The organism is Companilactobacillus sp. FL22-1 (assembly GCF_043951805.1).
Lineage (GTDB): Bacteria > Bacillota > Bacilli > Lactobacillales > Lactobacillaceae > Companilactobacillus.
On sequence record NZ_JBINJY010000037.1, the window covers coordinates 1 to 739 of the forward strand.

Consider the following 739-nt stretch of genomic DNA (forward strand, 5'->3'; position numbering starts at 1 on the left):
TTCTGGATAAAGTTTTTTAGTCGTGCGATCAACCACTTTATTTAAGAGTTCATCTGCTTTTTTGAGTGAGCTTTCTTGTTGGTTAATTGTCAATAATTGTTTAGTCACATCTTCACCAACCGCATGTTTAATTAAGGTGCTGTTTTTCCAATTAAATAGCATGCGCCGCTTATCATCTAAGTTCTCCAAACTGATATAAGTTTTCAGTTCATGGCTTAACTCTTTAACTACCCGTTTTTCATTAAACGAGAAGTGTTTACTTAGGCTATCTAAATGACCTCTATTGATTACTTTTTCTTGGTTATTTTTATAACTGGCTTTGGCCTTGCGATAGTCCTTAACTTGTTGGTTAAATTCTTTTCTTTCATGCCGCTTACTATTGATTCCCTCATGTTGAGTTGGAACTTCATCTATTCCTTGATTTTCAAAGGATTTTTCGCTGATCCGATCGGGAATATTTTTTTGCTCTAAAGCCTGATTAACACTCAACGCCCAATTTTTTCGCCACTCATTAATTTTTTCTTTTTTATCCCAATCTGTTAACCAAATTTTACGATTTCTTGCATAGCCACTTTTTGTATATGTTTTGTTACCATTTTTGTCTAAAATATATTGCTTTTTACTTTTAATACCCCATGTTCCGTCTGGATTAAATGGCCGATTAGTTAACATCACATGTGCATGCGGATTGTCTGGGTGATCGCGATGAATTGCTACGTCAGCTACCATACCTTGATCG

At 35.0% G+C, this 739-nt stretch carries 1 protein-coding gene; it reads right to left on the reverse strand.

The window, feature by feature from the left end; translation table 11 throughout:
- The coding region (locus ACG72T_RS12550; protein WP_395266471.1) for a MobA/MobL family protein at nt 1-739 on the reverse strand (739 nt) is incomplete at both ends.